19 protein-coding genes are annotated in these 21,064 nt (G+C 63.9%); 12 read left to right on the forward strand and 7 right to left on the reverse strand.

Annotated features, from left to right (window positions below; translation table 11 throughout):
• Window positions 1–50: 50 nt before the first annotated feature.
• Complete coding sequence (locus tag MJ205_RS01970; RefSeq protein WP_239810952.1) at window positions 51–1,712, reverse strand: L-lactate permease; 1,662 nt, start codon at window positions 1,710–1,712, stop codon at window positions 51–53.
• 260 nt (window positions 1,713–1,972) lie between these two features.
• Between MJ205_RS01970 and MJ205_RS01975 the strand changes: the two genes are divergently transcribed.
• From MJ205_RS01975 to MJ205_RS01990, 4 genes are all read left to right on the forward strand, one after another.
• The gene (locus MJ205_RS01975) at window positions 1,973–3,142 is read left to right on the forward strand and encodes an alpha-hydroxy acid oxidase (protein ID WP_256460954.1); all 1,170 of its coding nucleotides are present in this window, start codon (window positions 1,973–1,975) and stop codon (window positions 3,140–3,142) included.
• 124 nt (window positions 3,143–3,266) lie between these two features.
• A complete protein-coding gene (locus MJ205_RS01980) occupies window positions 3,267–4,196 on the forward strand; it encodes a DMT family transporter (protein ID WP_239810953.1) in 930 nt (309 codons plus the stop codon).
• Window positions 4,197–4,296: 100 nt separating this feature from the next.
• Window positions 4,297–5,640, forward strand: coding sequence for an MFS family transporter (locus tag MJ205_RS01985; protein ID WP_256460955.1), 1,344 nt, complete (start codon window positions 4,297–4,299; stop codon window positions 5,638–5,640).
• 145 nt (window positions 5,641–5,785) lie between these two features.
• Window positions 5,786–7,015, forward strand: coding sequence for a Y-family DNA polymerase (locus tag MJ205_RS01990; protein WP_239812635.1), 1,230 nt, complete (start codon window positions 5,786–5,788; stop codon window positions 7,013–7,015).
• A 7-nt stretch (window positions 7,016–7,022) separates the two neighbouring features.
• On the opposite strand, the gene queF is transcribed toward MJ205_RS01990, so the two are convergent.
• The 4 genes from queF to MJ205_RS02010 form a co-directional block, all read right to left on the reverse strand.
• Window positions 7,023–7,880, reverse strand: a complete 858-nt coding sequence (gene queF / locus MJ205_RS01995; protein WP_239810954.1) for an NADPH-dependent 7-cyano-7-deazaguanine reductase QueF — start codon at window positions 7,878–7,880, stop codon at window positions 7,023–7,025.
• Between the two features lie 54 nt (window positions 7,881–7,934).
• Window positions 7,935–8,813 carry a 2OG-Fe(II) oxygenase gene (locus MJ205_RS02000; protein ID WP_239810955.1) on the reverse strand — a complete coding sequence of 293 codons (879 nt, stop codon included), beginning with the start codon at window positions 8,811–8,813 and terminating at the stop codon, window positions 7,935–7,937.
• 38 nt (window positions 8,814–8,851) lie between these two features.
• A complete protein-coding gene (gene yaaA, locus MJ205_RS02005) occupies window positions 8,852–9,628 on the reverse strand; it encodes a peroxide stress protein YaaA (RefSeq protein ID WP_239810956.1) in 777 nt (258 codons plus the stop codon).
• Window positions 9,629–9,692: 64 nt separating this feature from the next.
• Entirely contained in the window at window positions 9,693–12,728 is a 3,036-nt protein-coding gene (locus MJ205_RS02010) for an Rne/Rng family ribonuclease (protein ID WP_239810957.1), read from the reverse strand.
• A 587-nt stretch (window positions 12,729–13,315) separates the two neighbouring features.
• On the opposite strand from MJ205_RS02010, the gene MJ205_RS02015 reads away from it, so the two are divergent.
• Genes MJ205_RS02015 through MJ205_RS02030 form a run of 4 tightly spaced genes read left to right on the forward strand, consistent with a single transcriptional unit; the run spans window position 13,316 to window position 16,499 of the window.
• Window positions 13,316–14,347, forward strand: a complete 1,032-nt coding sequence (locus MJ205_RS02015) for an RluA family pseudouridine synthase (protein WP_239810958.1) — start codon at window positions 13,316–13,318, stop codon at window positions 14,345–14,347.
• Window positions 14,348–14,368: 21 nt separating this feature from the next.
• Window positions 14,369–15,025 (forward strand): HAD-IA family hydrolase, encoded by a 657-nt coding sequence (locus tag MJ205_RS02020; RefSeq protein ID WP_239810959.1) that lies wholly within the window; start codon window positions 14,369–14,371, stop codon window positions 15,023–15,025.
• A 60-nt stretch (window positions 15,026–15,085) separates the two neighbouring features.
• Entirely contained in the window at window positions 15,086–15,463 is a 378-nt protein-coding gene (locus MJ205_RS02025) for a Rieske (2Fe-2S) protein (protein WP_239810960.1), read from the forward strand.
• Window position 15,464: 1 nt separating this feature from the next.
• Window positions 15,465–16,499: a S49 family peptidase gene (locus tag MJ205_RS02030; RefSeq protein WP_239810961.1), complete on the forward strand. Its 1,035-nt coding sequence runs from the start codon at window positions 15,465–15,467 to the stop codon at window positions 16,497–16,499.
• An 87-nt stretch (window positions 16,500–16,586) separates the two neighbouring features.
• Here the strand turns inward: MJ205_RS02030 and MJ205_RS02035 are convergent, their stop codons facing one another.
• Together MJ205_RS02035 and MJ205_RS02040 are read right to left on the reverse strand one after the other, a co-directional pair.
• Window positions 16,587–17,369, reverse strand: coding sequence for an SAM-dependent methyltransferase (locus tag MJ205_RS02035; protein ID WP_239810962.1), 783 nt, complete (start codon window positions 17,367–17,369; stop codon window positions 16,587–16,589).
• A complete protein-coding gene (locus MJ205_RS02040) occupies window positions 17,366–17,962 on the reverse strand; it encodes a Maf family nucleotide pyrophosphatase (RefSeq protein WP_239810963.1) in 597 nt (198 codons plus the stop codon). Before MJ205_RS02040 ends, MJ205_RS02035 begins: the two co-directional genes overlap by 4 nt.
• Before the next feature lie 26 nt (window positions 17,963–17,988).
• On the opposite strand from MJ205_RS02040, the gene MJ205_RS02045 reads away from it, so the two are divergent.
• The 4 genes from MJ205_RS02045 (at window position 17,989) to MJ205_RS02060 (ending at window position 21,052) form a co-directional block, all read left to right on the forward strand.
• Window positions 17,989–18,546, forward strand: coding sequence for a YceD family protein (locus MJ205_RS02045; RefSeq protein WP_239810964.1), 558 nt, complete (start codon window positions 17,989–17,991; stop codon window positions 18,544–18,546).
• A gap of 155 nt (window positions 18,547–18,701) precedes the next feature.
• Window positions 18,702–18,884 carry a 50S ribosomal protein L32 gene (gene rpmF, locus MJ205_RS02050; protein WP_021027949.1) on the forward strand — a complete coding sequence of 61 codons (183 nt, stop codon included), beginning with the start codon at window positions 18,702–18,704 and terminating at the stop codon, window positions 18,882–18,884.
• 129 nt (window positions 18,885–19,013) lie between these two features.
• Window positions 19,014–20,066, forward strand: coding sequence for a phosphate acyltransferase PlsX (gene plsX / locus MJ205_RS02055; protein WP_239810965.1), 1,053 nt, complete (start codon window positions 19,014–19,016; stop codon window positions 20,064–20,066).
• A gap of 5 nt (window positions 20,067–20,071) precedes the next feature.
• On the forward strand, window positions 20,072–21,052 hold the full coding sequence (locus MJ205_RS02060) for a beta-ketoacyl-ACP synthase III (protein ID WP_239810966.1): 981 nt from the start codon (window positions 20,072–20,074) through the stop codon (window positions 21,050–21,052).
• Window positions 21,053–21,064 lie beyond the last annotated feature (12 nt).

The following is a 21,064-nucleotide window of genomic DNA, read 5'->3' on the forward strand; positions in this document are numbered from 1 at the left end:
GGACCGGATGCGGTGAACGGGGCTCCTTGGCGAGCCCCGTTTTGCTGACCTTACTTCACCACCATCAACGTGAAGGGGTAGACATAGGCCTGCAAGGTGACAAAGATGCCCACCAAGGTGGCGAGAGCCACCGAGTGGAAGAACACATAGCGCAGGATGTCGCCTTCATGGTTGAACCAGCGCGTGGCGGTGGAGGCCACGACGATGGACTGGGCATCGATCATCTTGCCCATCACGCCGCCCGAGCTGTTGGCCGCGCCCATCAGGTTGGGCGACAGGCCCAGCTGCTCGGCAGCGACCTTCTGCATGCCGCCAAACAGCACGTTCGACGCGGTGTCCGAACCGGTCAGCGCCACGCCCAGCCAGCCCATCATCGTGCCAAAGAAGGGGTAGAGCACACCGGTGTTGGCAAAGGCCAGACCCAAGGTGGTGTCGGTGCCGGAGTAGCGGGTGAGGGTGCCCAGCGCCAGCATCAGCACAATGGTCAGCAGCGAAAAACGCACCAGCCAGATCGTCTTGAAGAACTGCTTGATGAGGCCCAATGGGCTGTACTTCATCACCAGGCCGCCGACGATGGCCGACAGCAGAATGCCGGTGCCGGTGGCCGACAGCAGGTTGAGCACATAGACCGCGCCTTCCTTGGTGGGCTGGGGCACGACGGGCGGCACCTTCTCGATCATGTTGTGCAGGCCGGTCATCGGGAAGGACGGTGCAAACAGGCCGTTGAGCGCGGCCTTGACCGACGGCAGGCCCCAGATGAACACGAACACGGTCAGGATGGCCCAGGGCGTCCAGGCGCGGATCACATCGGCGCGGGCATGTGCCACCACGGCACGTGGCTGGGCCGTGGTGTCTTCGCTGGTGTCGCGGCCCTTGAGCGAGGTGCTGCGCCAGATGGTCCTGGGCTGCCACACGCGCAGAAAGCCGATCAGGCAGCCCATCGAGACGATGGCGGCAATGATGTCGACCAGCTCCGGACCGATGAAGTTGGACACCAGGTACTGCGGGATCGCAAACGACAGGCCGGTGACCAGGATGGCCGGCCAGATCTCCATCATCGCCTTGCGGCCGGCAAAGGCCCAGATTAGCCAGAAGGGCACCAGCACCGAGAAGAACGGCAGCTGGCGGCCCACCATCGCGGTGACCTCCATCACGTCATAGCCATGGACCTTGGCCAAGGTGATCACCGGCGTGCCCAGCGCACCGAAGGCGACGGGCGCGGTATTGGCAATCAGCGACAGGCCCGAGGCGGCCAGCGGCGAAAAGCCCAGGCCAATCAGGATCGCCGCCGTGACCGCCACCGGCGTGCCAAAGCCTGCTGCACCTTCGAAAAAGGCGCCAAAGGCAAAGGCGATCAGCAGCAGCTGGATGCGCCGGTCCTCGGTGATGCCGGCAATCGAGTCCTGCAGGATCTTGAAGCTGCCGTTGTGCTCGGTCAGCTGGTGCAGAAAGATGATGTTCAGCACGATCCAGCCAATGGGCAGCAGCCCCGTGAGGCCCCCAAAGACCGCTGCGCGGCCGGCCATATCGGCCGGCATGCCATAGACCACGATGGCAATGAGCAAGGCACAGACCAGGCCGGCGCCGGCCGCGATATGGGCTTTGAGGTGCAAGAAGCCCAGCCCGACGAGCATGACGACCACCGGCAGCGCCGCCAGCAGGGTGGAGAGCACCATATTGCCCACCGGGTTGTAGATCTGTTGCCAAACCATGCCTGACTCCTCGTTGTAGCGCAGCGCAAGCGCCGGCGGATGGTCGGGCTATAGACTGCAGTTATTACAAAAACACCTGGATGGATAGAACATCGACATAATGTCGGCCTAACTGTTTGCCTGCAGTCCTGTAAAACCCGTAGTCCACACGCCTATGACGGCGGCTGTGCCCCCTGGGCGACAGGGACGCAGCGAAGGGCGCGTTACACAGTGGCCTGGCCGCCAGCGCCGCTGCAGTGGCTTGATAACAAGGAAGATTTGTGGCTGATTTATCCAAAATCACATGTATTGAAGATTTGCGCGTGCTGGCTGAAAAGCGCGTGCCCCGGATGTTTTACGACTATGCGGACTCGGGCTCCTACACCCAGGGCACCTACCGGGACAACGAGGCAGCATTCCACAAGATCAAGCTGCGCCAGCGTGTGGCCGTCAATATGGAAGGCCGCAGCACGCGCAGCACGATGGTGGGGCAGGAGGTCAGCATGCCGGTGGCCATGGCGCCGACGGGCCTCACCGGCATGCAGCATGCCGATGGCGAGATCCTGGCGGCCCGCGCGGCCAAGGCCTTTGGCATTCCGTTCACCCTGTCGACGATGAGCATCTGCTCGCTCGAAGATGTGGCCGAGCACACCGGCCGCCACCCGTTCTGGTTCCAGCTCTATGTGATGCGCGACCGGGGCTTCATGGAGCGCCTGATCGACCGGGCCAAGGCGGCGAACTGTTCGGCCTTGCAGCTCACCCTGGATCTGCAGATCCTGGGCCAGCGCCACAAGGACATCAAGAACGGCCTGTCCACCCCGCCCAAGCCCACCTTGAAGAACCTCCTCAACCTGGCGACCAAGCCGCGCTGGTGCATGGGCATGCTCGGCACCAAGCGCCGCACCTTTGGCAATATCGTCGGCCATGTCGATGGCGTGGCCGATGTGAGTTCGCTGTCGTCCTGGACGGCTGACCAGTTTGACCCCTGCCTGAACTGGGGCGATGTGGAGTGGATCAAGAAACGCTGGGGCGGCAAGCTGATCCTCAAGGGCGTGATGGAAGCCGAGGATGCGCGGCTGGCTGCAGAGACCGGCGCGGACGCGCTGATCGTCAGCAACCACGGGGGCCGCCAGCTCGATGGCGCACCGGCGACCATCGATGCACTGCCATCGATCGTGCAGGCTGCCGGCAAGGACATCGAGGTCTGGCTGGACAGCGGTATCCGCAGTGGCCAGGATGTCCTCAAGGCCCGCGCGCTGGGTGCCCAGGGCACGTTGATCGGCCGCAGCTTTCTGTACGGCCTGGGTGCCTATGGCCAGGAAGGGGTGACGCGCGCGCTGCAGATCATCCACAAGGAGCTGGATGTGTCGATGGCCTTCTGCGGCCACACCAACATCAACAACGTGGACCAGCGGATTCTGGTGCCCGGCACCTATCCCCAGCCTTATTGAGTGAGGCAGGAGCAGGCCGGGTGCTGGCCCCTCTTGATGCCGCAGGCTCGCATCGCCAAATGCAGGCGCACAAAGGGCAGTGATCGCCTACCATCGGGGCCCTAGTGATGAAGTGGATGCGGTGATGGCTGACGGAGCGGGAATGCAATGGGGTGGCTGGTGGATGGCACTGGTGGTATTTGCCGCCATCGCGCAAACGGCGCGCAATGCGGCGCAGCGCTCGCTGACCCGCGACCTGGGCACCTGGGCTGCGACCTTGGTGCGCTTTCTCTATGGCCTGCCGCTGGCCGCGCTGGCGCTGGTGCTGCTCTACACCTTGCCTGCAAAAGCGCCTGAGATTGCACATTGGACGGGCGCCTATTTTGGCTGGCTGGCGCTGGGCGCGTTCTTCCAGATCGCCGCGACCGGCGCCCTGCTGCTGGCGATGCAGCAGCGCAATTTTGCCGTCGCCGTGACCCTGTCCAAAACCGAGGTGCTGCAGGTGGCGCTGTTTGGCGCGGTCTTTCTGGGCGAGCTGCCCACCTACTGGGCGCTGGCGGCGATGGCCATTGCCACCCTGGGCGTGGCGCTGCTGTCCCTGCCGCCGCGCCAGATCGGCGCCAAGCTCGACTGGCGCAGCAAGGCCGCGATGTATGGCCTCATTTGCGGCGCCTGCTTTGCGATCGCGACCGTGGGATTTCGGGGTGCCGCGCTGGCGCTCAATGCGCCCAGCGCGCTGCTGTCGGGCGCCTGGGGCGTGTTCATTGCGCAGTGCATGCAGACCCTGGCGATGGGCGCCTGGTTCCTCTGGCGTGACCGCGGCGTGCTGCTGCGCATTGCCAAGGCCTGGCGCGTGTCGCTGTTGGCGGGCTGCATGGGCAGTGCCGCGTCTCTCGCCTGGTTCAGCGCCTATGCGCTGCAAAGCGCCGCCTCGGTGCGCACCCTGGGTATGGTTGAGGTGGTGTTCAGCTACCTGGTCTCGCGCCGGGTGCTCAAGGAGCAGCTGCGCCGCAACGAGAAGTGGGGCATTGCGCTGATGCTGGTCGGCATTGTGGTGATCTGCACTCAACTTTAATCCTGGAGGGGCTGCGCGCTGGAAATTCAGCGCCCGTCTGACATCAGGGGGTCTCGCGGGCGGCGCATCATGGTCTGCATTGCTATACGGGACCACTCCAATGACAACACCCTCCACGCCAAGCGCTGGGCCGTCGGCCGCCCAGGCTTCGGCCACTACGCCGCCCCATTACAGCCCGGAAGAAAAGCGCCACCGCATTTTCTCCATCATGGCGGCCTCGTCGGGCAACCTGGTGGAATGGTTTGACTTCTATGTCTATGCCTTCTCGGCCATCTACTTTGCCGCGGCCTTCTTTCCGAAGGGTGACCCCACCGTACAGCTGCTGAACACCGCCGGCGTCTTTGCTGCCGGCTTTTTGATGCGCCCGATCGGCGGCTGGCTGTTTGGCCGCATTGCCGACAAGTACGGCCGCAAGAAATCGATGCTGATCTCGGTGACGATGATGTGCGCCGGCTCGCTGGTGATTGCCTGCCTGCCGACCTATGCACAGATTGGCGCCTGGGCGCCGTTCCTGCTGCTGCTCTGCCGCTTGTTCCAGGGCCTGTCGGTGGGCGGTGAATATGGCACCACGGCCACCTATATGAGCGAAGTGGCCCTCAAGGGCCAGCGCGGCTTTTTCTCGTCGTTCCAGTATGTCACCCTGATCGGCGGCCAGTTGCTGGCCGTGCTGCTGATCGTGATTCTGGAAGCCGTACTGAGCGACGCCGAGCTGCGTGCCTGGGGCTGGCGCATCCCCTTTGTCGTGGGTGCTGCTGCGGCGGTTGTGGCGATGCTGCTGCGCCGCACCTTGCATGAGACCCAGTCCACCGAGGCCATGCAGAACAAGGAAACCGGCACCTTGGGCAACCTTTTCAAGCACCACTGGCGCGCCTTTGTCACCGTGCTGGGCTATACCGCCGGCGGCTCGCTGATCTTCTACACCTTCACCACCTACATGCAGAAGTACCTGGTCAACAGCGTGGGCCTGCCGATCAAGACGGCCAGCTATGTGATGACCGTCTGCCTGTTTGTGTACATGTGCATGCAGCCGCTGTTTGGCGCGCTGTCCGACCGCATTGGCCGGCGCACCAGCATGATGCTGTTTGGCGCGCTGGGTGCCCTGGGCACAGTGCCGATTCTGACCACCCTGCACCAGGCCTCGTCGCCGGTCACGGCCGGGCTGCTGATCCTTGTCGCGCTGGCGATTGTGAGCTTCTACACCTCGATCTCGGGCATCGTCAAAGCGGAGATGTTCCCGCCGGAAGTGCGTGCGCTGGGCGTGGGCCTGGCCTATGCGGTGGCGAATGCGATTTTTGGTGGATCGGCCGAGTTCGTCGCGCTGGCACTGAAGAATGCCGGCCATGAAAATGCCTTCTTCTGGTATGTGACGGTGATGATGGTGATTGCCTTCCTGTTCAGTCTGCGCCTGCCCAAGCAGGCCGCCTATCTGCACCACGACCACTGAGCCACACGATAGCCCCACAGCGGCGGCATCTGCACCGGGGGCGGCTGCAAGCCGCGCCGCGCTGGGGGACAATAGCCAGGTGTGCTCCGCCCCCCCGCCATCGCCGCCTGTTCTGCCCCCGCGCCGCCGCATTGCGCATCTGGACATGGATGCCTTCTATGCCTCGGCCGAGCTGCTGCGCTACCCGCAGCTCAAGGGCCTGCCGGTCATCATCGGCGGGGGCCGCCGGGCCGAAGATGAGGCGCTGAAAGCGCGCTATGGCGACCGGCTCGACGCCATCCCGCCCGAGGCTTTTCCGCAGCTCAAGGACTATGTGGGCCGGGGCGTGATCACCACGGCCACCTATCCGGCGCGCGCCTTTGGCGTGGGCTCGGCGATGGGCATGATGAAGGCGGCCAAGCTGTGTCCGCAGGCCATTTTGCTGCCGGTGGATTTTGCGCGCTACCGGCATTTTTCGCGCCAGTTCAAGGCCATCATCACCGCGATGGCGCCGCAGATGGAGGACCGGGGCGTGGACGAGGTCTACATCGACTTCACCCATGTCGAGGGCGGTCAGGACGACCATGGCCGCAGCCTGGCGCTGCGGATGCAGGCGGCCATCCATGCGGCCACCGGGCTGACCTGCTCGGTGGGGGTGGCCCCCAACAAGCAACTGGCCAAGATGGCCAGCGAGTTCAACAAGCCCAATGGCGTGTCCATCGTGCTCGAGAGCGATCTGCAAACGATGATCTGGCCGCTGGCCTGCCGCAAGATCAATGGCGTGGGCCCCAAGGCCGATGCCAAGCTGCAGGCGCTGGGCATCCACACGCTGGGCGATCTGGCCGCCAAGGACCTGCCCTGGTTGGTGGAACACTTTGGCCGCAGCTACGGCGCCTGGTTGCATGCATCGAGCTGGGGACGGGACAACCGGCCCGTGGTGACCGAGAGCGAGCCGGTATCGATGAGCCGCGAGACCACGTTTGACCGCGATCTGCATGCCGTGCGCGACAAGGCCGAGCTGGGGGCCATCTTTACCGAGCTGTGCCAGATGGTGGCCGCCGACTTGCAGCGCAAGGGCTATGTGGGGCGCACGATTGGCATCAAGCTGCGCTACCCGGACTTTCGGATTGCCACACGCGACCACAGCCTGCCGCTCTACACCCAGGACGCCGCCGCCATCCGGTATGCGGCGGGCCAGTGCCTCAAGCGCGCACCGTTGGACCAGCGCCTGCGGCTCTTGGGGGTGCGGGTAGGCGGCCTGCTGCCGCTGGAGCAGGCCTTGGCCCAAGGGCTGGTGGGCGACGGGCAGGCAATGCGCCAAGCCCAAGGCCGCCTGGGTGTTGCGGAGCCAAAGGCCGACCCCTACACCTTGCCGCTGTTCGACGATCTGGATTGAGGCGCGCTTACTGCCGGGCTGTGCGGATATTGGCCGGCAGGGCCATCGGCTGGCTGGTGCGCAGCGGGTTGATGTCCAGGCCACCCCGGCGCGTGTAGCGGGCGTAGACCGTCAGGCGGATCGGCTTGCAGTGCTTCCAGATGTCGACAAACATGCGCTCGACACACTGCTCGTGGAACTCGTTGTGGTTGCGAAAGCTCACGATGTACTGCAGCAGGCGCTCCTGGTCGATCGCCGGGCCGGTGTAGCTGATGCGCACGCTGCCCCAGTCGGGCTGGCCGGTGACCAGGCAGTTGCTCTTGAGCAGGCGGCTGCACAGGGTCTCGGTGACGGGCGCCTCGTCAAAGGCGGCGCGCAGCAACTGCGGTTGGGGCTGGTAGTGCTCGCAGTCGATGTCCAGCCGGTCCAGGTTCAGGCCGTCGAGCTCCTGCAGTGGCAGGGTGTCGAACACCTCGGGGTCTATCATCTGCACGCCGACCGAGGCTTGGTAGGGCGCGCCGCGCCATACGGCTTCGCTGATATCGGCCAGCAGCTTGGCCCGCACCTCATCGGCCGAGGCAAAGCGGCTGTTGTTGAAGCTGTTGAGGTAGAGCTTGAAGGACTTGCTCTCGACGATGTTGGGTGTTTCGCAGGGAATCGTGAAGCTCACCAGCGCGACCTGGGGCTTGCCGCGCAGGTTGAGCCAGGAGACTTCATAGGCCGTCCACAGGTCGGCGCCAAAAAAGGGCAGCTTGTCGGGCTGCAGGCCGATCTCGTCGCGCTTGGCCTGGCGGGGCAGCGGGAAGAGCAGGGTAGGGTCGTACTGGTCGATGTAGGCGGAGCGCTGGCCCAGGGGCGATTGCTCGGGCGAAGGGGAGACGGTCATGCTGTGGAACAAAAAGCGGCCGCTGCCTGCGCGGGGCCAGGCGGCGGCTGCGGTTTACTTGAATTCGCCCTCGCGCAACCACTTGGTGGCGATCCATTTCTCGCCGGCGATCACTGGCGAGCCGCCATGCAGGCTCTTGGTTGCAGGGTCGGGCGCGGGGTAGCTGAAGAACACGGCATTGCCACGGCGCGGTGCGACTTCCAGCCCCACATCGGGGAAGCTGGTGCCGCCGCCGGCTTGCGGGTTGTTCAGGTAGATCACCAGGGTGGCCAGGCGCTGGCCGCCACGTTTGAGGATCGTCGGCGTGCCGGGCTGGGTCGGGTCGAAGTAGTCGTAGTGCGGCTTGTACTCGGCACCGGGCCGGTAGTGCAGCACCTGCAGGCCTTCGCCATGGTTCTCGGGCCAGTTGACCAGCTTGGCGATGCGGCGCTCCAGCGCAGCGACGGCAGGTGTTTCCTCACGCTGAAAAAACATGCCATCGCTGGTGCGGTCGGCATTGACTTCTTCGCCGCCGGTCTGCGTCTCGACGGTCAGCGAGCGCTGCATGCGCGGCTCAGCGGCGGCGATGATGGCATCGCACTCCTCGTCGGACAGCAGGTTGCCGAAGACGACGACACGCGGGTGCTGCAGAGACAGCAGCACGCTGACTTCGCGGTCACCGACATCAATGGTGGAGGGCGATTGCGCCAGATTGGGTTCGGGCAGCGGACGGGACGAGACGGCAGGCGCAGAGGCAGCCGCTACGGTCTCCCTGCTCGCCTGCAACTGCGCGAGGTGCTCGGTCAGCACCGATTCCATCGCAGACTCGGCGACATCGGCATTCCAGCCGGCATCGCACATGGCTTTGAACACGCGGTCGGCGCTGACGCCTGCGCTCGCCTGATCAATGATCCAGGCGCGCAGTTCCGGGGTGAGGGGTTGCGAGGCTGTCATCAGATTCCTTTCGCGGCCCATTGTGCATCAAAGTCCCATCAATCGACCTTGCGCCTGAACACGAAATGGTCTTCGCTCGAGGCCTCGGGCGTGAAGGCGTAGCCTGCAGTGCCGAACTTCTTCAACGCCGCCGGCGTCTTGGTCTGGTGCTCGATGGCGTAGCGCGCCATCATGCCCCTGGCCTTCTTGGCAAAGAAGCTGATGGTCTTGTACTGGCCGTTCTTGTAGTCCTCAAAGCTGCAGTCGATGACGCGGGCGCGCAGCACCTTGCGGTCGACCGATTTGAAGTACTCCTGCGAGGCCAGGTTGACGACCACCGGCTTATCTTGGCCGGCCTGCTGCGCATTGAGGTAGTCGGCGATCTGCGTGCCCCAGAAATGGTAGAGGTTGCTGCCCTGCTCGGTGGCCAGGCGCGTACCCATCTCCAGCCGATAGGGCTGCATCAGATCGAGCGGGCGCAGCACGCCGTAGAGACCGCTGAGCATGCACAGATGGGACTGCGCCCAGTCCAGCTGCTTGGCGCTCAAGGTGGAGGCCTGCAGGCCGTCATAGACATCGCCATTGAAGGCCATGATGGCCTGGCGCGCGTTCTTGCTGCTGAACTTGGGCGACCAGGCCTCATAGCGGGCCACATTCAGCGCGGCCAGCTTGTCGCTGATGTCCATCAGGCTGGCGATCTGCTGCGGCGACTGGGTGCGCAGCACCGCGATCAAGGCCTTGGACTGGGGGATGAACTGGGGCTGCGTGCTGGGCAGGCCGGCAGGCAGCGGGGTTTCATAGTCCAGAGATTTGGCGGGCGAGAGCAGAAACAGCATCAGGGGCTCCATCAATGAAACAGGCCGGATCGCTCCGGCCTGAGGGTTGCTGGGTCAGCGTTTTTTAAGCGGTTTCGCGCTCAAAGGGCAGGACCAGGTCGGTCAGATCCTTGCGGGTCTCGACGAGGATCAGCGGGCCCTGGTCGATCTGCACCACGGGCTGGCGCTCACGCGGCACATGCACCGGCTTGGGCTCGGCGGCGATGGCCGCTTGCACGGCGGCGATCTTGTCGGCATCGGAGTTGATCCATTGCAGACCTGCGGTGCTGGCGATCTGGTGCAGTGCATCCAGCGGCAGGCTGTAGCTGGCAATCGCTGGCAGACCGGCCTTGGCTGGCTCGGCAGCGACGGGCGCAGGGGCTGCAACCACCGGTGCTGCTGCGACGGGGGCGGCAGGCACGGCTGGAGCCACAGCGGCCACGGGTGCAGCTTCCTGGGCCGCAACCGGTACCTCGGCTTGCGCCACAGCGGCAGGAGCCGGTACCACATCGGCCACGGCGGGCGCTGGGGCTTCTACCGGTGCGGCGGCAGGCGCTGCGTTGAAGTAGCTGCGGCGTGGTGCCTCGTCGGTGTCTTGCGGCACGGCAGGGGCGGCATCGGCGCCAAAGCCCGAGTCGGCGGCGGCGTTGTCGCCTTCGGCCTGCTCGTCACGGCCATTGCGCTCGCGCTCACCACGGTTGCGGCGGTCGCGGCCATAGCGGTCACGCGAGCGGCGCTCACGGCGTTCTGGCGTTGCGCCGTCTGCATCAGCAGCGCCTGGTGCGGCTTGGTTGCCGGTATCCAGGTCCAGCGAGGGCAGGGAGGCAATCACCGCATCAGCGTTGAGGGGTGCCGGTGCGACGGCGTTGAGGGGCTGGGCCGCCTCTTCACCGTTGTTGTTGCGGCGGTCCTGGCGCTCACCACGGTCGCGGCGGCCTTCACGCGGCTCGCGGGGAGCGCGCTCGGGGCGGGGTGCGCGTTCCTGGCGCTCGCCGTTGGCGGCGGCGTTGTCGCCGGCTTGCGGGTTCAGCGGGGCGTCGTCACGGCGGCTGCGCTCCTGGCGGTCACCGCGCTCACCACGGCGGTTGCGGCCTTCCTGGTCGCCGCCACGGGGGCTGCGGCTGCCGTCGGCCGAGCCATTGTTGCCACGGCCATTGCGCTCACCGCGTTGTTCGCCTTCGGCGCGCTCGCCACGGGCCGGGCGGTTGCCGTCCTTGCGGTCACCACGGTCGCCGCGCTCTGCACGGTCCCCACGGCCGCCACGGTTGTTGGCGTTGCGGCCATCGCGGTTTTCACGGCGGGCGTCGGCAGCCGGTGCTGCTGCTGGTGCAGGCACGGGAGCCGGTGCGGGCTCAGGGGCCATGCCGAAGAAGCGCTTGAGCCAGGCGAAGAAGCCCTTTTGCGGTGCGGCCACAGGAGCTGCAGCGGGCGCTGCGGCGGGGGCGCCTGCCGGCTTGCCGTTTTGCGGATTGGCGGTACGGGCAGCAGGTGCCGGGCGTGGCTCGGCAATCGGCGCCGGTGCATCGGGCAGCACGCCCTTGATGACCGGGGTCTGCTTGTTGGTCGGCTCTTGCGAGCGGCGGGTGAAGCCCAGGCTTTCCTCTTCGGGGTCAGCCAGCTTGTAGCTCGCCTCCATCGAGTCCAGACGGGGGTCGTCGTGCTTCATGCGCTCGAGCTTGTAGTGCGGGGTCTCCAGCGCCTTGTTGGGCACCATGGTGACGGACACGCGCTGCTTGAGCTCGATCTTCTGGATTTCGGTACGTTTTTCGTTGAGCAGGAAGGAGGCGACTTCGACCGGCACCTGGCAGTTGACGGCTGCCGTGTTGTCCTTCATCGACTCTTCCTGGATGATGCGCAGGATCTGCAGCGCCGAGCTTTCCGCATCGCGGATGTGGCCGGAGCCGCCGCAGCGTGGGCAGTTGATGTGGGCACCTTCGCTCAGCGCAGGCTTGAGGCGCTGGCGGCTCATTTCCATCAGGCCGAACTTGCTGATGGTGCCGAATTGCACACGGGCACGGTCCTGGCGCAGCGCGTCACGCAGGCGGCTTTCCACATCGCGGCGGTTCTTCGACTCTTCCATGTCGATGAAGTCGATCACGATCAGACCACCCAGGTCGCGCAGGCGCATCTGGCGGGCCACTTCGTCGGCCGCTTCCAGGTTGGTGCGGGTGGCGGTTTCCTCGATGTCGCCCCCCTTGATGGCGCGGGCCGAGTTCACGTCGATGGAGACCAGCGCTTCGGTGTGGTCGATCACGATGGCGCCGCCCGAAGGCAGGGTCACGGTGCGGGAGTAGGCCGACTCGATCTGATGCTCGATCTGGAAGCGGCTGAACAGCGGCGCGTCATCGCGGTAGCGCTTGACGCGGGCAGCATGCTCAGGCATCACATGGGCCATGAACTGCTGGGCTTGTTCATAAATGTCATCGGTGTCGATCAGGATGTCGCCGATGTCATTGTGGAAATAGTCGCGGATCGCGCGGATCACCAGGCTCGATTCCTGGTAGATCAGGAAGGCGCCCTTGCCCGACTTGGCTGCGCCGTCGATGGCGCCCCAGAGCTTGAGCAGGTAGTTCAGATCCCATTGCAGCTCGGGTGCGCTGCGGCCGATGCCGGCGGTGCGCGCGATGATGGACATGCCCTTGGGGTAGTCCAGCTGGTCCATCGCCTCCTTGAGCTCGGCGCGCTCGTCGCCTTCGATGCGGCGCGAGACACCACCACCACGGGGGTTGTTGGGCATCAGCACCACATAGCGGCCGGCCAGCGAGATGAAGGTGGTCAGGGCCGCGCCCTTGTTGCCACGTTCTTCCTTTTCGACCTGAACGATCAGCTCCTGGCCTTCCTTGATCACATCATTGATGCGGGCCTGGCTGGGGGAGACGCCTTCGGCGAAATACTGCTTGGAGATTTCCTTGAAGGGCAGAAAGCCGTGGCGGTCTTCGCCGTAGTCGACAAAGCAGGCTTCCAGGGAGGGTTCGACCCGGGTAACAACGGCTTTGTAGATATTGCCTTTGCGTTGTTCGCGGCCTTCGATTTCGATTTCGTAGTCCAGCAGCTTTTGGCCATCAACAATGGCGAGGCGGCGCTCTTCAGCTTGCGTGGCGTTGATCAGCATCCGTTTCATGATGCGCGTCCTTCGTAATGCGGGACAGGCTGCCTTTGTCAGTCAGGCACCTGTCTCCAATCCCAACAATAAACAGGCTCTTACTGGAGCCACAGATGCCGGGACAGACGCAGAGAAACGAAAGAATTCACAGAGCGTGTCATGTTTGCTGGTAATACTTATGTCAGCACAGAGGATCTAGGCACGCGGGAGAGGGCATGTAAATACCCGGCCAGCCAGCGCTGGGCTGCCTCCGGCTGGGATATCTGCCCTGAGAACATGCGCACAGCGGGCACGGCAAGACGCACTGGCGCACAGCTGCTGCTGTGCCAGAGAGTTGCCATCCAAGCCCACAAAATCAACATGTTGGTGTGAAGACGATCAGCTGAGCGGGGCCTGGTTGCAGGCCTTTGCGACAGCGGTCGCCAAAAATCTGTTTTTTCGTTGTTTCAATGTGTCTGTCCGCCTGATTCACTTGGCGTCCCCTGCGCAATCTTTTGGTATGCAGGTGGGGCGGCAAGGCGATCAGCCAGACATCGACCGGCCTGTGCGGGTACTGGTGGGTGAATTAAACTGCTCACCGGTAAACCAATAACTCTATCGCGCAGGTGAAACATATTATAGGGGGCAAACCGGGCGAGCCCCGTAGTCCACAAGCACCCCCAGTGGCTGTAAGGCTGGTCGAGGTCCACCCCGACGACGCAGGCCAGCGCCTGGACAATTTTTTGATGCGCCACCTCAAGGGCGTACCCAAGACCCATATCTACCGCATCATCCGCCAGGGTGAAGTCCGTATCAACAAGGGCCGCACGACAGCGGACACTCGCGTACAACCGGGCGATGTGGTCCGGATTCCACCGGTACGCGTCGCGGCCAAGCCCGAGGAAGCCGAGCGCGCCGTGCCAGCTAGGGAGTTTCCCTTGTTGCTCGATGACGATGTCATGCTGGCGATCAACAAACCCGCCGGTGTGGCGGTGCATGGCGGCTCGGGCGTCAGCTTTGGCGTCATCGAGCAGCTGCGCCGTGCCCACCCGGATGCCCGCTTTCTGGAACTGGTGCACCGGCTGGACCGCGAAACCTCGGGCATTTTGCTGGTGGCCAAGAAGCGCTCGGCCCTGACCCATCTGCAGGACCAGTTCCGTGAGCGCGAGACGGGCAAGACCTATCTGGCCCTGGTCATCGGTGAATGGCCAGCCAACAAGAAGGTGATCGATACACCGCTGCGCAAATACCTGCTGCCCGACGGCGAGCGCCGCGTGCGCGCCACGACGGCCGACGACCCCGAGGGTATGCGCTCGGTCTCGCTGGTCAAGGTGCAGCAGGTGTTTGCAGCCCGGCACCCGCTGGGCCTGCCGGCGATGAGCCTGCTGGAGGTGACGATCAAGACCGGCCGCACCCACCAGATTCGCGTGCACCTGGCCAGCAGTGGCCATGCGATTGCCGGCGACGAGAAATATGGCGACTTCGATCTGAACAAGCGCCTGGCCAAGCACGGCCTCAAGCGCATGTTTCTGCACGCCTGGCGCCTGCAGTTCAACCACCCGCAGACGGCAGAGCGTGTGCAACTGGGCGCAGAGTTACCGCCGGAGCTGGCGGATTTTGTGGCGGCAGCCTCGGCGGCCGGTGAATCAGTTTTGTGACAGATATAGAAAGAATACCCGATGGCCCGCCAATTTGACCTGATCGCCTTTGACTGGGATGGCACCTTGTTTGATTCGACGGCGGCGATTGCGCTGTCGATCCAGGATGCGGTGCGGGATGTGGGCGGTACGGTGCCCAGTCTGGTAGAGGCCCAGTATGTCATCGGCATGAGCCTGCAAAGCGCGCTGCGCCATGCCGCGCCCGATGTGCCGGAAGACCAGATGGTGGCGCTGACCAATCGCTACCGACTGCATTTCCTCAAGCGCCAGGAGCAGGTGACCTTGTTCGAGGGCGTTCTGGAACTGCTGGACCAGCTGACCGCCAGCGGCCACTTGCTGGCCATTGCCACCGGCAAGAACCGCCATGGGTTGGACCGGGTGCTGGATACGACCTTGCTCAAGGGGCGCTTCCATGCGACGCGCACCTCGGACGAGACAGCAGGCAAGCCCCACCCGCTGATGCTGCAGGAGCTGATGGCCGAGCTGGATGTGGCGCCTGAGCGGCTGCTGATGGTGGGCGACACCACGCATGACCTGCAAATGGCCGTCAATGCCGGTTGTGCCAGCGTGGGTGTGAGCTATGGGGCGCACCATTACGGTGGGTTTGAGGCTTTCAAGCCTTTGTATGTGGCCCATTCCGTTGCTGAATTGCAACAATGGATGGCGGATCATGCCTAGCTATGGTGCAATCACTGTCTGTATGTACAGTCAGATGAGACGCGGTGAACAGGTGTGGTGATGGCAGAAGTTCCGGCCCCCATGCTGGCCCTGTGCCAGAGCGATGCGCTGGTGCACGGCGGACGGGCGGTTGCCTTTGATCTTCTGTACGCCGGTCAGGCCTGCCAGGCCTTTGCGATCCGCTACCACGATGGCGTGCACGCCTACTTGAACCGCTGCACCCATGTGGCGATGGAGATGGACTACCAGCCGGGGCGTTTTTTCGACGACACAGGTAACTGGTTGCTCTGTGCTACCCACGGCGCGGCCTATGTGCCCGATACTGGAGCCTGTGCCGGCGGTCCCTGTCGTGGCGGTTTGGTCAAGGTTGCGCTGAGTGAGAGCGATGGCGTGGTCTATTGGCACCCGGATAACCGTCTCCAACCTGTTGATTTTTAAGATGAACCCCATGGATAACCATCCTCAGCACAATCCGCCGCCGGCGCCCGACCTGTGGGGGCAGACGGCCGCTGCGGCGCCCGCCGCTGCCGCAGCTCCCAGCCCGGGCTGGGAGCGCTCGGTGCTGGAGCGCCTGGCTTTTGACACGCTCAAGGAGCAGCGCGCCGCTCGGCGCTGGAAGATTTTCTTCCGCCTGGTCTGGCTGGGTTTGGTGATTGCATTGGGCAGCTACCTGTTTGGCTCGGATGGCTCGGCCGCCAAAACCTCCTCCGAGCACACTGCGGTGGTGGAACTCAAGGGTGAGATCGCTTCCGGTGCGGACGCCAGTGCCGAATTTGTCATTGCCGCGCTGCGCACCGCTTTCGAGGACGATGGCGCCAAGGCCGTGGTGCTGTTGATCAATTCGCCTGGTGGCAGCCCCGTTCAGGCGGGCATGATCAATGACGAGATCGTGCGCCTCAAGGCCCAGTACAAGAAGCCCATGTACGCCGTGGTCGAGGAGTCCTGTGCGTCGGCCGCCTACTACATCGCTTCTGCGGCCGACAGCATCTATGTGGACAAAGCCAGCATCGTCGGCAGCATTGGTGTGCTGATGGATGGTTTTGGCTTTACCGGAACGATGGACAAGCTGGGTGTGGAGCGCCGCTTGCTCACCGCTGGCGCGAACAAGGGCATGCTGGACCCGTTCAGCCCGATGAATGACAAGCAAAAGGCCTATGCGCAGCAGATGCTCAACCAGATCCACCAGCAGTTCATCCAGGTGGTGCGCCAGGGCCGGGGTGACCGTCTCAAGGAAACCGATGACACCTTCAGCGGCCTGTTCTGGACCGGGCAAGAGGCCGTGAAGCTGGGCCTGGCCGATGGCCTGGGCAGTCTCGACCAGGTGGCCCGCGATGTCGTTGGTGCGGAAGAGGTCGTCGACTACACGCGCCGCGACAATGTGGCCGAGCGCTTTGCCAAGCGTTTTGGTGCCTCGGTGGGCGCGGGGGCCGTGGGTACCTTGCGCTCCATGTCGCTGCTGCCCAGTGTGCGCTGACAAGGTCCATGGTTGAATGACAAAGCGGTGCCTTGGCACCGCTTTTTTCATGGTCGCAGCCGCAAGGGCTGCAGCCTTTAACGGCCTTCAACGGCCAATCGCAAATACCATCGGGGTGCGGTTGTCCAGGCTGGTGTTGAGCGGCTTCCACTGCTTGACCAGGCGGCTTTGTGTGTTGGCGCTCTCCAAGGTCAGCCCGCTGGAGATGGACAGGCGCGTGTTGGGCTGCAAGGTTTGCAGCAGCGCGCCCAGCAGGGCCTGGTTGCGGTAGGGGGTCTCGATGAAGATCTGCGTCTGGCCCTGGCGCAGCGCCAGCTGCTCCAGCTCGCGCAGGCGGGCGCTGCGGTCGGAGGCATCGCTGGGTACATAGCCGACAAACGCAAAGTTCTGGCCATTGAGGCCACTGGCGGCCAGTGCCAGCAGCAGCGAGGTGGGGCCGACCAGCGGCACCACGTCGATGCCCGCATCATGGGCGGCGCGCACCACCGAGCTGCCGGGGTCGGCAATCGCAGGCATGCCCGCCTCGCTGACCAGGCCCACATCATGGCCTTGCAGCGCGGCGGCAATCAGGCTGCTGCTGTCGCTGCTGGCGGTGGTCTGCGGGTTGTGGTCGCCTTTTTTATGGGCTTCGCGCGGCAGCTCGGCAATGTTTTGCTGCTGCAGTGGCAGGGCCAGGGGCGCCACGGCATCCACCCGCTTGAGAAAGGCGCGGCAGCTTTTGGCGTTCTCGCAAACCCAGTGGGTGATGCGGGCGGCGGCTTGCACGGTGTGCAGCGGCAGTACATCGGTCAGCGGCGCCTCGGTGGCGCAGCCGAAATCGAGGGGAGTGGGCACCAGGAAGAGGCGGCCTTTGGTGGTTTGTTGGGTCATGGCAACAGCAATCCGGCAGCGCGCAGCAAACGGGCTGTGCGGATCAGGGGCAGGCCGATCAAGGCGGTGGGGTCGTCGCTTTCGATGGCGTCGAGCAGGGTGATGCCCAGGCCTTCGCTCTTGGCGCTACCGGCACAGTCATAAGGGGTTTCGGCAAGCAGGTAGCGCTCAATCTCGGCATCATCGAGCGGGCGGAACACGGTGCGCACCACGGCGGTATCGGCCTGCGCAAAGCCGCTGGCCTTGCAAACCACGGCCACGGCGGTGTGGAACTGCATGCTTTGTCCGCTCATTGCGCGCAACTGCTCTACGGCTTTGTCATGCACCATCGGCTTGCCCAAGGGCTGGCCATGCAGGTCGGCCACCTGGTCCGAGCCGATCACGATGGCATCGGGGTACTGGGCGGCCACCGCATGGGCCTTGGCCAGCGCCAGGCGCAGCGCCAGCGCGGCCGGGCTCTCGCCGGGCTGTGGGGTTTCGTCCACATCGGGGGCGGCCGCCTCGAAGGGCAGGCGCAAACGCGACAGAAGCTCTCGCCGGTAGCGGGAGGTGGAGCCCAGTACAAGGGCGCGGGGCATCAGGGATTCAGACATGCCCAGATTCTCTTACACTGGCGCGCATGACAAAGGAATTTTCAGTCAATCGCCTTGAGATCAAGGCCTTTGCCCACCAAAACGCGGCGCTGGAAGGCGAGCTGCCCCTGGGGCAGCTGGCACGTTTGCTGGCTGAAGACCAGCGCGGCCAGGCCGCTGCGGCCGAGCCTGTGCGCTGGGTGCTGGATGGTGAATGGGTGGAATCGGCTGGTGGCGCAGGCCAGGCCTGGCTGCATCTGCATGCCGAAACCGGGATGCAGCTGCAGTGCCAGCGCTGCATGCGCCCGGTGGATGTGGCCGTCGAGAGCAGCCGCTCCTTCCGCTTTGTGAAGGACGAGGCCACGGCGGCCGCGCTGGACGATGAAAGCGAAGAGGACGTGCTGGTGCTGGCGCCCCAGATCGATGCGCTGGAGCTGATCGAGGACGAGCTGCTGATGGCCTTGCCCATGGTGCCGATGCACGACGTCTGCCCGGTCGATGTGAAGCTGGAGTCCGCCACCCAGGATTTCGACGACCGCCCTGCGGAAAAAGCCAATCCTTTTGCGGCGCTGGCATCGCTGCGTATCGATAAAAACCAATCCTAGTGTGGGTGGCTTGAAGCCTGCTTGCGATCTTTGCTATAATTTGAGGCTTCGCGCGAATCCCTCGTGTCTTTAATGGGCTAGTCGCGTAAATTTAGGGCATGCGTTTGTGATTGCGCAGGCCATGTCACCAACCCTTTCAAGACTCAGGAGCCATCATGGCTGTTCAACAAAACAAGAAATCCCCTTCCAAGCGCGGCATGCACCGTTCGCACAACGCACTGAACGTGCCTGGTATCGCTGTGGAGCCTACCACCGGCGAAACCCATATGCGCCACCACATCAGCCCCAACGGTTTCTACCGTGGCCGCCAAGTGCTGAAGAACAAGTCGGAAGCCTAAGCCATAGCTGTATAAAAAAGGCCCGCAGCTACATAGTAGCGCGGGCCTTTTTTATTGCTTGCCAGGAAGCGGCGCGGGGCGCGGCGGACTGGAACTCGGTGCGAACAACGTCAAAGAATTACCGAACGAATGATCACACTGGCCGTCGATTGCATGGGTGGGGACGCAGGTATCCGTGTCACGCTGCCCGCATGCAGGAAGTTTTTGGATAGCCACCCGGATGCCCATCTGCTGATGGTCGGGCAGGCGGAGGCATTGCAGTCTTTTCAGCACGAGCGTGCGACCATCGTGCCTGCCAGCGAAGTGGTCACTATGGATGACCCGGTGGAAGTGGCGCTGCGCAAGAAGAAGGATTCTTCGATGCGAGTAGCCATCAGCCAGGTGAAGACGGGTGCAGCCCTGGCGGCCGTATCGGCGGGCAATACCGGCGCGCTGATGGCCATTGCCCGTTATGTGCTCAAGACGATGGAGGGCATCGACCGCCCGGCTATCGCCACCCAACTTCCCCATGCCAAGGGCGGCGCCACAACGGTGCTGGACCTGGGCGCCAATGTGGACTGCACGGCAGAGCATCTGCTGCAGTTTGCTGTCATGGGCTCTGCGTTGGTCAGCGCCCTCGAAAACACCGAAAACCCCACCGTCGGCCTGCTCAATATTGGTGAAGAAGCCATCAAGGGCAGCGAGGTCATCAAGCGCGCCGGCGAGCTGCTGCGCACGGCTGGCCAATCGGGTTATCTCAATTTTTACGGCAATGTCGAAGGCAATGACATCTTCAAGGGCACGGTGGATATCGTGACCTGTGATGGCTTTGTCGGCAATGTCACGCTCAAGGCCAGCGAAGGCGTGGCCAGCATGATCAGCAACGGGCTCAAGCAGGAGTTCAAGCGCAACCTGCTCACGAAGATCGCCGCAGTGATCGCTTACCCGGTGCTGGCGCGCTTGATGAAGCGGGTGGACCACCGCCGCTACAATGGGGCTGCATTGCTCGGATTGCGCGGCCTGGTTTTCAAAAGCCATGGCTCGGCCGACGCGGTGGCGTATGAGCATGCCTTGCGGCGCGCCTATGATGCCGCCCGCAATGATTTGCTGGGGCGTGTGCAGACCAAGATTCAGACGGCAGCGCCCCTGCTGATGTCGGCAGACAGCGCTGCTGCTGCCAAAACCGTGACGTCTCCTACCTGAATTCGATGAGTATTTATTCCCGCATTATCGGCACTGGCAGCTACCTGCCGCCCCGTCGTGTCACCAATGATGAGTTGGCCGCTGAAATGGCCACGCGCGGTCTGGAAACCTCCGACGAGTGGATTGTGGAGCGCACTGGCATCAAGGCGCGCCATTTTGCAGCGCCCGATGTGGTAGCCAGCGATCTGGCGCTGGAGGCGTCGAAGAACGCCCTCCAGGCTGCCAACATCCAGGCCACCGATATCGACCTGATCATCGTCGCCACTTCGACGCCGGACATGGTGTTCCCGTCGACCGCCGCGATTCTGCAAAACAAGCTGGGCATCGCCAATGGCTGCCCGGTGTTTGACATGCAGGCGGTGTGCAGCGGCTTCGTCTATGCGCTGACGGTGGCGGACTCGATGATCAAGTCCGGCAGCGCCAAGCGTGTGCTGGTGGTGGGTGCCGAGGTGTTCAGCCGCATTCTTGATTTCAATGACCGCACCACCTGTGTGCTGTTTGGCGATGGTGCCGGCGCCGTGGTGCTCGAAGCCTCTGACAAGCCCGGCATTCTGGCCACCGAGCTGCATGCCGATGGCAGCCATGTCGACATTCTGTGCGTGCCGGGCAATGTCTCGGGCGGCCAGGTGATTGGCTCGCCGCTGCTGCGCATGGATGGCCAGGCCGTGTTCAAGCTCGCCGTTGGTGTGCTGGACAAGGCCGCGCGCGCTGCGCTCGAAAAAGCCGATATGCAGGAAGCCGATATCGATTGGCTGATCCCGCACCAGGCCAACCTGCGCATCATGATGAGCACGGCGCGCAAGCTCAAGCTTGCGCCTGAGAAGGTCGTCGTCACGGTGGACCAGCATGGCAACACCTCGGCAGCTTCGATCCCGCTGGCGCTGGACCATGCGGTGCGCAGCGGCCAGGTCAAGCCTGGGCAGAATGTGATGCTGGAAGGCGTGGGCGGTGGCTTCACCTGGGGCGCCGTGCTGCTGACCATGTAGCATGGCTCGGCT

The organism is Comamonas sp. B21-038 (assembly GCF_022387135.1).
GTDB lineage: Bacteria > Pseudomonadota > Gammaproteobacteria > Burkholderiales > Burkholderiaceae_C > Comamonas > Comamonas sediminis.